Genomic DNA, 12,547 nt, shown 5'->3' with positions numbered 1-12,547 from the left:
GCGTCAGGCGGCGTCGATGTCCAGGACGACCCGGCCGCGACCGCGGCCGTCCTCGTGGAGCGTCCGCCAGGCGTCGGCGGCCCGCTCCAGCGGGAAGGAGCGGTGCACGGGGACGGACAGCTTCCCGGACTCGGCGAGCGCGGCCACCTCCGCCAGCTCGCCGGGGTTCGCGCGTGCCCACACCAGATGGCCGCCCTGGTCCGGAGCGGTGAGGTCGGCGATGGAGGCGATCCGCGCCGGGTCCCTCACGACCTTCCGCGAGACGGCCACCGCGTCCCCGCCGTAGAAGTCGAGCGCCGCGTCGACGCCCTTCGGCGCGAGCGCGCGCACCCGGTCGGCCAGCCCTTCCCCGTAGGCGACCGGTGTGGCGCCGAGTTCACGTACGTAGTCGTGGTTGCGCTCGCCGGCGGTGCCGATGACGCGTGCGCCCCGGTGGACCGCCATCTGCACGCCGAGCGTGCCGACCCCGCCCGAGGCCCCGTGGATCAGGACGGTGTCGCCCTCGCCGATGCCGACGCGCCCGATGGCCTGGTGGGCCGTCAGCCCGTTCAGCGGCAGACACGCCGCGTGCAGCCAGTCCCAGGACTCCGGCTTGCGCGCCAGCGTGCGGACCGGGGCGGAGACCAGTTCGGCGTAGGTGCCGTGCTCCGCCCAGTCCTTGAGGACGAAGCCGATCACCTCGTCGCCGATCTCGAACTCGGTGGCACCGAAGCCTCTGGCCTCGACGACCCCGGACATCTCGAAGCCGGGGACGAGGGGGAAGTGGGTCACCATGATGCCGTCGAGATTGCCGACGGCGATCTTCTCGTCGGCCGGGTTCACCCCTGCCGCCTTGACCCGGACCAGGAATTCCCCGGGCGCGACCGAGGGCGTCGGCTGCTCGGTCAGCTCCAGCGCTTCCGCGCCGCCGTAGTGCCGGAGTGCGATGGCTTTCATGGTCTCCTCGATGATTCTGTGAGCTGTTCGGAAGCGGGCGCCGGACTCGCCGGTCTCTCCGGGGCACCCACGGCGGTACGGCTGAGCTGGGCACGGAACCAGTCGCAGACGAACTCCGTGCGCTCGGCCGAGCGGTTGTAGACGGTGTGGTCGCCGTCGTCCCAGACCCGCAGGGCGGAACGCGCCGAGAGGCCGAGGAACGCCTTCTGCTGGTCGAGGCCGACCAGCGGGTCGTTGCCGCCGTGCAGCACGAGCAGCGCGGCGCTCATGCGGTCGGCCGCCGGGTCGAGCCACAGCGTGCGGAGGACGGCCGCGGCCTCGTCGTCGGTGCCGACGCCCAGGAGCGCCCGCGTCTGCTCGCGCGCGGTCCGGAACGGCAGCGGCTCCGGCCGCGTACCGGCCCCGTTGACGCAGCACGCGCCGAAACGGCTGTCGTGCACGGCGGCACGGGCGGCGAGCAGCCCGCCGAAGCTGTTCCCCCACACCCCGTACCGGCCGTCATACCCGGTACGGGCGCCCACGGCGTCGAGCACGGCGCTGAACGCCCGGTCGACGTGCCCGTCGAGGTGGAGTCCGCCGGACATGCGCGTCTCGCCCTGGCCCGGTGCCTCCAGCAGGACGGCGGACAGCCCGCGCCGGGCCAGGGCTTCGGCCTGCCGGTGGAAGGCCGGGCCCCAGCCGCTCTGCCCGCCGACGATGACGACCGCGGGGCCGGGGCGGGCGCTGGAGCGGGTGCCGGGGCGGGCGTCGGAGCGGCGCACGAGCCAGGCGGTGCAGTGGCTCTGCCGGAACGGGACCGACAACCGTTCCACGCGCAGTTCGGTGTCGAGCTCGGCCGCGGCCCGGTAGGCCCGGGTGAGCCGGACGTAGAGCGCGCGTTTGACGGGGTGGTCGGCGTTGAAGGCCATCTGCGCGAAGACCAGGCAGGCCGTCGCCCGGCGGTAGCACGCGACCGCGGTCTCGGCGTCGCCCCGGTCGGCGGCCGCCGCCGCGCGGGCCGACTGCGCGTCGGCCAGGCGGGCCGCGACCTCGTGCCACGGCTCGGAGACGTCCGCACCGGCCAGTCGGACGGCGTCCCCGTGGTCCATGCCGTAATCGAGCATGCGGGACAACGGCATGGCACGCAGCAACGCGGCCCGGAGCTTGGCCGGGTCCTGTGCCGACGCGGGCGGGTCCTGTGCCGGTACGGCCGGGCTCTCCGCCGGTACGGGAGCGTCCGCGTCCATCAGCGCGCGGTCCCGGTGATGACGGTGTTGCGCAGCTCGCCGAGACCCTCGACCGCCGCCACGACCTCGTCCCCCGGCCGCAGCCAGGGGTAGGCCGTCGAGCCGTGCGTGCGGGACAGCTCCAGGACGCAGCCGGTGCCGCAGGTGCCGGAGCCGACCACATCGCCGGGCCGCACCTCGGCGCCGCGCGAGGCGTACGCGATCATCTCGCCGAACGACCAGTGAATGTCCGACCACAGGGCGCGGGAGTACGGGACGCCGTTGACCGTGCAGGTCATGTCGAGGCGGTATCCGCTGCCCTCGCGGCGGTCGGCGATCTCGTCCGGGGTCACGAAGTACGGGCCGAGGCTCGTCGCGGTGTCCTTGCCCTTCACCGGCCCCAGCGACAGCTTCATCTCGCGCTGCTGCACGTCCCGGCCGCTCCAGTCGTTGAGCACGCAGTACCCGGCGATGGCGCGTTCGCCCTCCCCGGCGGTCAGGTCGCGGCCACCGCGCCCCACGATCGCGGCGACCTCCAGCTCGAAGTCGAAGCGCTCCGTGCCCGGGGTCATCGGCACCGGCCCGCAGCCCATCACGGCGTAGGGGCTGGAGAAGTAGAAGACGGGCAGCTCGTACCAGTCCGGTTCCATGTCGAGGCCCCGCCAGGCGCGCCCCGCCCGGACGTGCTGCTCGAAGGCGTAGAAGTCGCGGACGGTCGGCGGCGTCGCGATCGGCGACAGCGGAACGATGTCCCGGAGCGGCACGGTCGCGCCGCGCCGCAGCGCGGTCCGTCCGGCGGCGAGCAGTTCGGCCTCTCCGGCCTCGACGAGGGGCAGCAGGTCCGACGGGCCGTCGACGACCCGGACCAGGTCACCGTCCACCACGCCGACGCGTGCGGACGTGCCGTCCGCGTACCGTACGAACTTCACTCCGGCACCTCCCCGGCGGCCCTGGCGGCACCGGCGGCACCCTGGGGCGCGCGGGCCTGTTCGCGGGTCCAGGCGCGGTAACTCTCCTCGGTGAAGCCCGTCGCGCCGTGGCGCTCGACCGAGGCCCGGACGGCGTCGAGAAGCTCCTCGGGGTCGGTCTCGATGTCGATGTGCTCGACGAAGGGCTGCCGTGCCACGAGCCCGGTCCGCCAGTAGACCTCGCACCGGTTGCCCTCCGGGTCGTAGAAGTAGACCCCGATGGCGTTGCCGTGCGAGACGATCATGTCGAGCCGGACGTCGTGCTCCCGGAATCGCCGGTGGAAGCCGAGGACGTCCTCGAAGCGCGCACACCGGAACGACACCTGCTGGACGAGCTTGACGCCGACCGGCGCGTCCCGGCCCCCGGCCAGGAGCAGTTCGTGATGCTCGGTGTCCGGCCGGGCGGACAGGAACCAGATGCCGAGCCGTTCGTCGTGGTCCGTGACCGTCAGCCCGAGTACGTCGGTGTAGAAGGCCAGTTGCCTGCTCAGGTCGTGACAGCGCAGGCCCACATGGCCGAGTTCCGCGACGGACGGCGCCGGGGACGTGTGTTCTGCTGTGCAGATCATGTTCTGCACCGTAGTCTGGGTGTGGTGGTGCGTCAATGGCGGAATGTTCTGCTGGACGGTGGACGCTCTGTTCAGCAGAACGGGAGGAGGGCGGAGTTCCGCGGGCACGCCGCGCGGGAGGGCGGCTATTCTGGCTGGCGAAATGCAGCTCAATCACCAGAACAGGCGCGGTGACGACCGCGAGACGGAGGGGGTGTGGCAGTGTCGGCCGCCTACCCGGTGGAATCGATCGACAACGCGGCGCGGATCCTGCTGATGCTGGTGGAGAAGCCGTCGTTGCGCGTCTCCGACGTGTCCGCCGAACTGGGGGTGGCCAGGTCGACCGCCCACCGGATGCTGACCACCCTGCAGGCCCGCGACCTGCTCCGCCAGGACGTACAGACCAAGGGGTACGGCCCCGGACCCGCCCTGGCCAGGCTCGGCATCGCCGTGATGGGGGCGGTCTCCCTCCGCGACGAGGCGCGTCTCCTGCTGGAGAAGCTCGTCGAGGACACCTCCGAGACCGCGCACCTGCTCGTACTGGAGGGCACGGAGACCGTCTTCATCGAGGGCGTGGAGAGCCAGCAGGTGATCCGCGCCGGGCTGCGCACCGGTCAGCGGGGCCCGGCGCACGCCTCCGCCGCGGGCAAGGCCCTGCTCGCCGAGCTGCCCCCGGAAGAGCTGCGCCGCCGCTATCCGGGCGCGCGGCTGCGCGGCGGAACCGAGCGCGCGGTGAGCACCCGCCGGGCGCTCGAAGCGGAGCTCGAAAAGGTCAGGGAGACCGGCTACGCCACCAACCTGGAGGAAAGCGAACAGGACCTCTGCGCGGTGGCGGCCACGATCCGGAACCGGCAGGGCGTGGCCTGCGGCGCGCTGTCCGTATCCGGCCCGGCGAGACGGGCCGGAGCGAAACTCGCCCAACTCGGCGACGCGGTCACCAAAGCCGCCACGGAACTCGGCACACGCCTCAGCTAGTGATCTGAGTCAGAGATCCGTCGGCAGTAGGCGGCGAGTTTGTCGAGGATCTCGTCGGCGGTCTTGGTCCAGATGAAGGGTCTGGGGTGTTCGTTCCAGTCGGCGAGCCAGGAGCGGATGTCGCGTTCGAGGGCGGGGACGGAGCGGTGGACGCCGCGCTTGAGCTTCTTCTGGGTCAGCTCGGCGAACCAGCGCTCGACCAGGTTCAGCCAGGACGCGCTGGTCGGGGTGAAGTGCAGGTGGAAGCGGGGGTGGGCCAGCAGCCACTTCTTGATGTCGGGTGTCTTGTGGGTGGCGTAGTTGTCCAGGATCAGATGCACCTGCAGCCCGGCGGGGACGTCCTTGTCGAGTTTGGCGAGGAACTTCTTGAACTCCTGCGCCCGGTGGCGGCGGTGGAGGGAGCCGATGACCTTGCCGGTGGCGACCTCCAGGGCGGCGAATAGGGTCGTGGTGCCGGCCCGGACGTAGTCGTGGCTGCGGCGTTCGGGGACGCCGGGGATCATCGGCAGGACCGGCTGGGAGCGGTCCAGGGCCTGGATCTGCGACTTCTCATCCACACACAGGACCAGTGCCTTCTCGGGCGGATCGAGGTAGAGGCCGACGACGTCGCGGACCTTGTCGATGAACAGCGGGTCCGTGGACAGCTTGAACGTCCGGGCGCGGTGCGGGGCCAGGGCGAACGCCCGCCAGATCCGGGAGATCGCCGACTGGGACATCCCGGTCGCCGCGGCCATGGATCTGGTCGACCAGTGCGTGGCGTTCTCCGGCTTCTCCTCCAGGGTTTTGATGATGACCCGCTCGACATCCGCGTCGGTGATCTTCCGCGGGACACCCGGCCGCGGCTCGTCGTGCAGGCCCTCCAGGCCCCGCTCCAGGAAACGACGCCGCCAGGTGCGGACCGTGTCCGCGGCGACCCCCAGCCGCCGCGACACTTCCATGATCGAGTGCCCCTCGGCGCACTCCAGGACGATCCGCGACCTCAGCGCCAACGCCTGAGCCGTCGTACGGCGATGCACCCAGCCCTCCAGCACACCCCGCTGGGCATCAGACACGGACAACGGCGGAATCTTCGGACCAGGACGACTCACACACAACCAACGACGAACCTACGACTCAGGTCAGTATGCCGGTGTTCTCTGTCCGCGCCGCCGCCTGAGAGGACGGGGGTCGGGCGATCCTGAGGTGCCCGTCTCCTTCTTCTCTCCTCTGTCGTGCGCTGTTCGGCCACCGCACGACTGCCGGAGCGGGCCCTCACGTGCCCGCTGGCGGCCGAGGCCGATTGCCTCTGCGGGACTCTCCGGGCGGGCCGATATCTATGACGGCGGGATGAGGGTTCAATGCACCGGGCGAGGAGTGTTTTTACCGCGACCAGCGGAGCGGAATTATTTACCGCACGCGAGTCGCTACCTCGTGCTACTGTCGGTCTCAGTTGCAGTTGTGGTTCCCCAAGGCTCAGACGCTTTCACCGGCATTCTCGGCCACTGGAGGCGTCTTTGTATTGCTGGTCATTTTCCGGACAGGGCATCATCGCGGCGACCCGGCCCCCGCGCATCGCTGGGGCCCCGGCGTACGCCCTGAAGGAGATATGACATGGCATCGGGAACTGTGAAGTGGTTCCACGCGGCAAAGGGTTTCGGCTTCATCGAGCAGGACGGCAGCGGCGTCGACGTGTTCGCCCACTTCTCGAACATCGCTGCCCAGGGCTTCCGTGAGCTGTCCGAGGGCCAGAAGGTCACCTTCGACATCGTGCCGACCCAGAAGGGCCCGGCGGCCGAGAACATCGTTCCCGTCTGACGCCGCCGCATTCTCCGTGGCCGCGATCCGCGTCTCCATCCGAGGATGCGCGCCTCTTCGGAGCTCCGTCACTCGACGTCCAGGATTTCACATCCGCAGGGCGTCACTCACTCATCGATTTCCTTCGCGCTGCTCCGGATCCGTTGCACGCAAGTTTCTTTTCGCATTCCAGTCGGCTCGTTCACGTGATTCCCTGCGCTGCTTTTCCGCTGCGGGAATTCCTTGGTGCGTGCCGTATCAAGGAAGGTTCTCCATGAACCCCACACGTACGAACCGTCGCTCCTCCCGCGCCCGCCGGACCGGCGGTCATGCTTTCGACCCCAGTGCCGGTTCGAAGCGGGGCGGCCGCTTCGCCTCGCCCGCCCCGAGCCGTCCAGGGCGTCCGAGCCGCTCGGCCGGTCAGGGCCGGAGGCCCGCGGCGGTCCAGGGCGAGTTCGCCCTGCCGGAGACGATCACTCCCGCGCTGCCCCCGGTCGAGGCGTTCGCCGACCTCGACATGCCCGGGCCGCTGCGGGCGACGCTGTCCGCGCAAGGCGTGAGCGTCCCGTTCCCGATCCAGGGCGCGACCCTGCCCAACACCCTCGCGGGCCGCGACGCCCTGGGGCGCGGGCGCACCGGCTCCGGCAAGACCCTCGCCTTCGGCCTGGCCCTGCTGGCCCGCACCGCCGGACAGCGCGCCGAGCCCCGCCAGCCGCTGGCCCTGATCCTCGTGCCGACGCGTGAGCTGGCCCAGCAGGTGACCGACGCACTCACCCCCTACGCCCGCTCGGTGAAGCTGCGTCTGGCAACCGTCGTCGGCGGGATGTCGATCGGCAGGCAGGCCCATGTGCTGCGCGGCGGCGCCGAGGTCGTCGTCGCGACGCCGGGCCGGCTCAAGGACCTCATCGACCGCGGGGACTGCCGGCTGAACCAGGTCGCGATCACCGTCCTGGACGAGGCCGACCAGATGGCCGACATGGGCTTCATGCCTCAGGTCACCGCGCTCCTCGACCAAGTACGCCCCGAGGGCCAGCGGATGCTGTTCTCCGCCACCCTGGACCGCAACGTCGACCGCCTGGTCCGCCGCTACCTCACCGACCCGGTCGTCCACTCCGTCGACCCGTCCGCCGGTGCGGTGACCACCATGGAGCATCACGTTCTGCACGTTCACGGCGCGGACAAGTACCGGACGACGACGGAGATCGCGGCACGCGAGGGCCGGGTGATCATGTTCCTGGACACCAAGCACGCCGTCGACCGGCTGACGCAGGACCTGCTGAACAGCGGGATACGGGCCGCCGCCCTGCACGGCGGGAAGTCACAGCCGCAGCGCACCCGGACCCTGGCCCAGTTCAAGACCGGGCACGTCACCGTGCTCGTGGCCACGAACGTCGCCGCCCGCGGCATCCACGTCGACAACCTCGACCTCGTCGTCAACGTCGACCCGCCGGCCGACCACAAGGACTACCTCCACCGCAGCGGCCGTACCGCGCGCGCCGGCGCGTCCGGCAGCGTCGTCACCCTGGTCACCCCCCACCAGCGCCGCGACATGACCCGCCTCATGACGACGGCCGGCATCGTCTCCCGGACCACCCAGGTCCGCTCCGGCGAAGAGGCGCTCAGCCGGATCACCGGCGCCCGAACGCCCTCCGGCGTCCCCGTGACGATCGGCGCGCCGGTGGCGGCCGAGCGGCGCAAGCGCAACGCGGCGCCCTCACGCGGCCGACGCGGACCCGCCTCGGCCGCCCGGCGGGCCACAGCGCGGCGGTCCTCCTTCGACGCGGCGGCCTGAGGACTTCGTGATCAGAAAACTGACCCACTCATGCAGGAGGCACCTTTTGACGCTGGTCCAGATGCAGCCCCGCACGGCGAGTGCCACCCCCGCGCACGGCACGGTGGCCGACGCCATGGACACCACCGGACTGCGGGTCTGTGACGACATGACCGTCGAGGTGGCCCTGTCCGTCATGGCCGGCGCCCGCACCGGGCACCTGCTCGTGTGCGACGACAGCGGCCTGTGCACCGGACTGGTCACCCAGGACCAGCTCACCGCGGTCCGTGACAGCTCCGCGTACACGGACCGGGTCCAGCTCCGGGACGTCCTCGGCGACCGGGGGCCGTTCACCTCTCCCGCGACCGCCATGGCCGAAGCCCAGCACGCGATGCGCTACCGACGGCTTGAGGCCCTGCCCGTGGTCGACGAACACGGCAGCGCTCTGGGCGTCCTCGCCCTCGCCCTCGCCCGCTGAACCGTCCCCCACCACGGCCGAACCAGCCCCCGTTCACCCCTCTCCCCGTGAGGCATCATGCGCTGTATCATCGCCCGCTTCCCCTTCGACCTCACCAAGAGTGGCGTCCTGGAATCGATGAAGGGCGTCAAGCCCGAGGAGGTTCTCGGCGAGTCCGTGATCATCGGCCGCCGCACCTACCCCGTCAAGCAGGTCGGCCAGGTCGTCACACGCCAGGACCGCCGCGATTTCACCGCCGCCGAAATCATCCGGGCCATGACCCGGCTCGGCTTCACCTGCCGCGGCCTTCCCGTGACCGCAGCACCGACGCGCGTGCTCACCCCCGTGCAAGAGGCCTCCGCGATGCTCGGCGCTCCCGCGGCCGTCTGACCGGTGGACAGGCGCGAGCCGCCGTCAAAGCAGCGGCGAGGGCCCGACCGGGACACACCGGCCGGGCCCTCGCCGCGTGCCGCGGCTTCTCGACGCGACATGGATCAATGGTCGGAGTAGCTGAAGTCGCCCATGGTCCAGGCACTGACGTCCTCGATCGCCACGCGGTACATCCCGCCCGTCTCCGGGATCCCCACGGTGCCCTGCAGAATCCGCGCCACATGAAAATGCAGATGCGTGGGCGGCCCCTCCTCACGCCTCGCAGCGGTGAACACGCCGGAGAATTCGCTCAGGCTGGCCGAGTCCGCCAGAACCTCCGACACCCGCTGCCTCCAGACGGCTTGGGGAGCCAGACGACCCGTGATGACAGCACCACAGGCGACCACGGTCAGAGACATCTGATTGCTGTGCCCGGACTCCACCAGAGCGGCGATGTCAACGAGCAGCGCGTCAGGCTTCGACATGAGACAGGATCCTAATATCGGCCCTCCGGCCGGCTTCCGCGGTGGCACTGTTCCGCGGACCAGGAGCCGTACTGTCCCTCCCGGTCAGGACGCTGAGTACGAGCAGGCTGGGTCGCATGAACCGGTGGCCCTGGACGCCGGAGGCGTTCGCGGAGCGAAGGAGCGGGGCGTACCTGTGCTGCTGAGCGTGGGGTACGCGGCGTGTGGACGCCTACGATGAGCGGCTCAGCGAGGGCATCGACGCCTGGATCCAAGATCAACTGACAGCGGCTCCGGAGTGGCCATCGGAGAATCGAACAGCGCCTCACGCCCTCGGGTGTGTGTTGCTGCCGGGGGCCGGTGGCCGGGGCCCGGGGGCGACCGGCGGTTCGGTGGGCGTCACCGTGCCGGCGTGAGCTGCCCGGTGAGCGGTACGCCCGTGTGCGCGTGGTTGCTGACGAGGGCGAGGCGGGGGCCCTCCGCGCCGTGCTGCCACTGCCCGCCGGCCAGGGGGAGCAGGGCGATATTGGGCGCCGGCCCCCGGCTCCAGTCGAGGCGCCCGGCGATGGTGTCGAGGGCGGCGCCGTCGAGTGCCGCCGCGACGGAGGCCCGTTCCGTGGGGTCGTCCGCGACGGCGAGAGCGTGGTGCGCCGTCTCCAGGAGCGCGTGAGCCAGGCCGAGCGGCTGGAGCCAGGCCGCTCCGGTGTCCTGCTGGTAGGCGTGGGCGAGTGCGGCACACGTGGTGTCGTCCAGGCTGGAGCGGTAGGGGTGGCCGGGACTCCAGTAGACCAGGGTGGCCACGCCCGCGTCCGCGAGTTCACCCCGGACGCCGGGGGCGGGGGAGGTGGGGGTGTGCGGGTAGGTCAGCCAGCGTGAGCAGGTGATCAGCCGCGGGCGCAGCCCCGCTTCGCGGGCCTGTCGGTGGAAGAGGGCGAGGTCGGTGGCGGTGGCGGCGCTGGTGATGAGATCGGCGCCGTGTGCGCGCATGCGGTGGACCTGTGCGTGGAAGTCGTCGGCGGGTTCCCGGTAGGCGCCCAGGTCGACCAGGGTGTGCCCGCGGGGGGACGTCACCGGGGCGAAGCCGTACCGCTCGTGCCGCAGCAGGCCGCCTTGCAGGCCGTCGTTCCAGAGACACCCGACGGCGCCCCGCCCGTCGACAAGTTCCCAGAGGTCGGCGAAGACGGCCGCGATGTCGTCCAGCCCCCACGCGAAGTGGTACGTCCACCGGAAGCGGTGTCCGGGCCCGGCGCCGCGGGTGTGGAGGTACGCCTGCCAGGGGAACGTGGTCGACACGCAGGGGATCCCGGCCGTTTCGCAGGTGTCGGTGACGGCGGGCAGGACTCGGGTGCCCGCCATGGTGAGCACGACGTTCGCGCGGTCGGTGTCGGCCAGGTCCCGGACGGCCTGCCGGGCCACGTCAGGATCTGAACGGCTGTCGCGCACGGCGATGGTCACGTCGTGGCGGCGGCCACCGTTGCGGACGTACGCGAGCCGGGGTGCGAGTCTGCGCAGGGTGTACGACAACGGCGCCCCGAGAGGGGCCAGCCGACCCGTCAACGGCGCAACTACGCCCACGCACAGGGACGTCGACGACATCGTGCCCCCTCTCCTTCCGCCGGATCGGTCGCCGGCCCTGTCGGCCGGAGCACTCTGTACCAACGACACGCAGGACGATCGGCACGGCCCGGGAAAGGTGAATGATCTGCGAGAGCGTTGATCGGGTACTCCGGCGGGACGCCGGACGCGCGGGCATTGACATGTCGCCGAGGGCGTACAAACAGCGGAACACCGCCGAACGGTGCATCAACCGCCTCAAACAGCGGTGCGGCCTGGCCACACGAACCGACAGACTCGTGATCGCCTACCAGGCAGCACTTCACCTCGCGGGCATCCTCATCTGGACCCGACGCTGACCAAAGAGACAGAAACCTAGGTGTCGGGAAGAGAGACCTCTACCTCCGGAACGGCTCCGAAGGCCGCAGGCTCCTGATGACGTGAACTTGGGCGGGCCCTTGAGCGAGTGGCGTGGGGGCCTACGTCTGGGGCCCGCGCGAGGAGAACCGGGACGCAGCCTGAGCTACCCGAGTACGTTCCCGGCTCATCGAGCCAGGTGTACTGCGCATCCCGGGTGACGGTGAGGCCGTACCGCGCGAGGCCCGGACTGCCCTGCTGCCGCCACGAGGCCGCGGCCTTCTCCAGCTCCTCCCACAGGGCCCGGGGGCCGTACTCGGTCACCGTCCCGGCGCCGACGGCGACCGCTCCCGAGCTGGCGTCGTCAACGGCCCACGCCTGGTAGCCGCTCTCCGCCTGCTTGCCGGTAAGACGCACGCCGGGCAGCACCGCATACGCATAGATCAGGAAGCCGAGGTCGGCAACGAGCCGGGTGTCGAGATCCGTCGGGCTCTTCCAGCCCTGCGCGTCGGCGGAGATCCCGGCACTGTCGGTGCGGTGAGAGCGCATCAGCATGAAGTCGGCTCCGGCCACGTACCGACCGGTCGCGGTGCCGTCGTCCTGCTTGGTGACCTTGGCGAGGGCGGCGCCGTAGACGGGCGGCAAGGAGAGCCGCCACTCCACGCCAGCGGCCCCACCGTCCGAACTCCCCAAGGAGGGCCCCTTCATGGCCGCCCCTCAGCACCGCGCACTGAACCAGATCATCGACGGCCTGCACGCGCTCTTCGTAATCGCGGCAGGCGCCGCCGGGGCTATCGTCGCGCCGAGCATGCTCGGCGGCTCTGTGTCCTCCACGCGGATGGCCATCTGGGCCGGGCTGACCGCGCTGCTCGCGGCGCTGCTCGCGGACTCCGTGGGTGCCGCCCTCGTAGGCCGCCTCCGCCTCCGCCTCCGCCTCACCGACCCGACGTGCGAAGCCGTCCTCGCCGACCCGGTGGACATCGCCGTCGCGATCACGACGCTCGCCGAGCACTACGAGCACATCGCCGCGACGCCTCCACCCCGGTCGGCCGGCAGCGCGCCCTGCAGATCGCACAGATCGCCCGCGATATCCGGACGGATCCCCGCGCGCTTCCCCGCCGTGCTCGCCAAGGACGGCGAAGAGGAGTCCGCGCAGTGACCGGCGCCGAC

At 71.1% G+C, this 12,547-nt stretch carries 14 protein-coding genes and 1 pseudogene; 7 read left to right on the top strand and 8 right to left on the bottom strand.

Going from position 1 to position 12,547, the window contains the following annotated elements; translation table 11 throughout:
* Positions 1-3: 3 nt before the first annotated feature.
* The 4 genes from ABD343_RS13645 to ABD343_RS13630 are packed head-to-tail and all read right to left on the bottom strand — an operon-like array spanning position 4 to position 3,678.
* Positions 4-936, bottom strand: a complete 933-nt coding sequence (locus ABD343_RS13645) for an NADP-dependent oxidoreductase (RefSeq protein WP_344527619.1) — start codon at positions 934-936, stop codon at positions 4-6.
* Positions 933-2,162 (bottom strand): alpha/beta hydrolase family protein, encoded by a 1,230-nt coding sequence (locus ABD343_RS13640; protein WP_344527618.1) that lies wholly within the window; start codon positions 2,160-2,162, stop codon positions 933-935. The genes ABD343_RS13645 and ABD343_RS13640 overlap by 4 nt, the downstream gene beginning before the upstream one ends.
* Positions 2,162-3,070 (bottom strand): fumarylacetoacetate hydrolase family protein, encoded by a 909-nt coding sequence (locus tag ABD343_RS13635; RefSeq protein WP_344527617.1) that lies wholly within the window; start codon positions 3,068-3,070, stop codon positions 2,162-2,164. Before ABD343_RS13635 ends, ABD343_RS13640 begins: the two co-directional genes overlap by 1 nt.
* A complete protein-coding gene (locus ABD343_RS13630; protein WP_344527616.1) occupies positions 3,067-3,678 on the bottom strand; it encodes a VOC family protein in 612 nt (203 codons plus the stop codon). The genes ABD343_RS13635 and ABD343_RS13630 overlap by 4 nt, the downstream gene beginning before the upstream one ends.
* Before the next feature lie 195 nt (positions 3,679-3,873).
* Here ABD343_RS13630 and ABD343_RS13625 point away from each other — a divergent pair, with 195 nt between their 5' ends.
* Positions 3,874-4,632, top strand: coding sequence for an IclR family transcriptional regulator (locus ABD343_RS13625; protein WP_344527615.1), 759 nt, complete (start codon positions 3,874-3,876; stop codon positions 4,630-4,632).
* Here the strand turns inward: ABD343_RS13625 and ABD343_RS13620 are convergent.
* Positions 4,629-5,720 (bottom strand): IS630 family transposase, encoded by a 1,092-nt coding sequence (locus tag ABD343_RS13620; protein WP_344527614.1) that lies wholly within the window; start codon positions 5,718-5,720, stop codon positions 4,629-4,631. The two genes, ABD343_RS13625 and ABD343_RS13620, sit on opposite strands and share 4 nt — an antisense overlap.
* A gap of 502 nt (positions 5,721-6,222) precedes the next feature.
* Here ABD343_RS13620 and ABD343_RS13615 point away from each other — a divergent pair.
* The 4 genes from ABD343_RS13615 to ABD343_RS13600 all read left to right on the top strand — a co-directional run bounded on the left by ABD343_RS13615 (position 6,223) and on the right by ABD343_RS13600 (position 9,023).
* Complete coding sequence (locus ABD343_RS13615) at positions 6,223-6,426, top strand: cold-shock protein (RefSeq protein ID WP_344527613.1); 204 nt, start codon at positions 6,223-6,225, stop codon at positions 6,424-6,426.
* A 253-nt stretch (positions 6,427-6,679) separates the two neighbouring features.
* Positions 6,680-8,197, top strand: a complete 1,518-nt coding sequence (locus ABD343_RS13610) for a DEAD/DEAH box helicase (protein ID WP_344527612.1) — start codon at positions 6,680-6,682, stop codon at positions 8,195-8,197.
* A 46-nt stretch (positions 8,198-8,243) separates the two neighbouring features.
* Positions 8,244-8,654, top strand: coding sequence for a CBS domain-containing protein (locus tag ABD343_RS13605; RefSeq protein WP_344527611.1), 411 nt, complete (start codon positions 8,244-8,246; stop codon positions 8,652-8,654).
* Between the two features lie 57 nt (positions 8,655-8,711).
* Positions 8,712-9,023: an SCO5918 family protein gene (locus ABD343_RS13600; protein WP_344527610.1), complete on the top strand. Its 312-nt coding sequence runs from the start codon at positions 8,712-8,714 to the stop codon at positions 9,021-9,023.
* Between the two features lie 104 nt (positions 9,024-9,127).
* Here ABD343_RS13600 and ABD343_RS13595 read toward each other — a convergent pair whose 3' ends face one another.
* Both ABD343_RS13595 and ABD343_RS13590 read right to left on the bottom strand, forming a co-directional pair.
* Positions 9,128-9,487: a hypothetical protein gene (locus ABD343_RS13595; RefSeq protein WP_344527609.1), complete on the bottom strand. Its 360-nt coding sequence runs from the start codon at positions 9,485-9,487 to the stop codon at positions 9,128-9,130.
* A gap of 378 nt (positions 9,488-9,865) precedes the next feature.
* The gene (locus tag ABD343_RS13590; RefSeq protein ID WP_344527608.1) at positions 9,866-11,062 is read right to left on the bottom strand and encodes an ABC transporter substrate-binding protein; all 1,197 of its coding nucleotides are present in this window, start codon (positions 11,060-11,062) and stop codon (positions 9,866-9,868) included.
* A gap of 122 nt (positions 11,063-11,184) precedes the next feature.
* On the opposite strand from ABD343_RS13590, the pseudogene ABD343_RS13585 reads away from it, so the two are divergent.
* Positions 11,185-11,379 (top strand): annotated as a pseudogene (locus ABD343_RS13585) (IS5/IS1182 family transposase); the annotation flags it as partial.
* A gap of 16 nt (positions 11,380-11,395) precedes the next feature.
* Here the strand turns inward: ABD343_RS13585 and ABD343_RS13580 are convergent.
* Complete coding sequence (locus ABD343_RS13580; RefSeq protein ID WP_344527607.1) at positions 11,396-12,085, bottom strand: hypothetical protein; 690 nt, start codon at positions 12,083-12,085, stop codon at positions 11,396-11,398.
* Between ABD343_RS13580 and ABD343_RS13575 the strand changes: the two genes are divergently transcribed.
* A complete protein-coding gene (locus ABD343_RS13575; RefSeq protein WP_344527606.1) occupies positions 12,084-12,536 on the top strand; it encodes a hypothetical protein in 453 nt (150 codons plus the stop codon). The two genes, ABD343_RS13580 and ABD343_RS13575, sit on opposite strands and share 2 nt — an antisense overlap.
* Positions 12,537-12,547: the final 11 nt, after the last annotated feature.

Origin of the sequence: Streptomyces albiaxialis, from assembly GCF_039530985.1 — a bacterium.
Classification (GTDB): Bacteria; Actinomycetota; Actinomycetes; order Streptomycetales; family Streptomycetaceae; genus Streptomyces; species Streptomyces albiaxialis.
Note: the sequence above shows the minus strand (reverse complement) of the source record. Positions and strands in the feature narration are given on the sequence as shown.

What these genes read in the sequence shown, in the direction of transcription:
- ABD343_RS13590 (WP_344527608.1), bottom strand. Translation starts at nt 11,062, where the DNA reads ATGTCGTCGACGTCCCTGTGCGTGGGCGTAGTTGCGCCGTTGACGGGT.
- ABD343_RS13610 (WP_344527612.1), top strand. Translation starts at nt 6,680, where the DNA reads ATGAACCCCACACGTACGAACCGTCGCTCCTCCCGCGCCCGCCGGACC.
- ABD343_RS13600 (WP_344527610.1), top strand. Translation starts at nt 8,712, where the DNA reads ATGCGCTGTATCATCGCCCGCTTCCCCTTCGACCTCACCAAGAGTGGC.
- ABD343_RS13595 (WP_344527609.1), bottom strand. Translation starts at nt 9,487, where the DNA reads ATGTCGAAGCCTGACGCGCTGCTCGTTGACATCGCCGCTCTGGTGGAG.
- ABD343_RS13580 (WP_344527607.1), bottom strand. Translation starts at nt 12,085, where the DNA reads ATGAAGGGGCCCTCCTTGGGGAGTTCGGACGGTGGGGCCGCTGGCGTG.
- ABD343_RS13615 (WP_344527613.1), top strand. Translation starts at nt 6,223, where the DNA reads ATGGCATCGGGAACTGTGAAGTGGTTCCACGCGGCAAAGGGTTTCGGC.
- ABD343_RS13640 (WP_344527618.1), bottom strand. Translation starts at nt 2,162, where the DNA reads ATGGACGCGGACGCTCCCGTACCGGCGGAGAGCCCGGCCGTACCGGCA.
- ABD343_RS13630 (WP_344527616.1), bottom strand. Translation starts at nt 3,678, where the DNA reads ATGATCTGCACAGCAGAACACACGTCCCCGGCGCCGTCCGTCGCGGAA.
- ABD343_RS13575 (WP_344527606.1), top strand. Translation starts at nt 12,084, where the DNA reads ATGGCCGCCCCTCAGCACCGCGCACTGAACCAGATCATCGACGGCCTG.
- ABD343_RS13645 (WP_344527619.1), bottom strand. Translation starts at nt 936, where the DNA reads ATGAAAGCCATCGCACTCCGGCACTACGGCGGCGCGGAAGCGCTGGAG.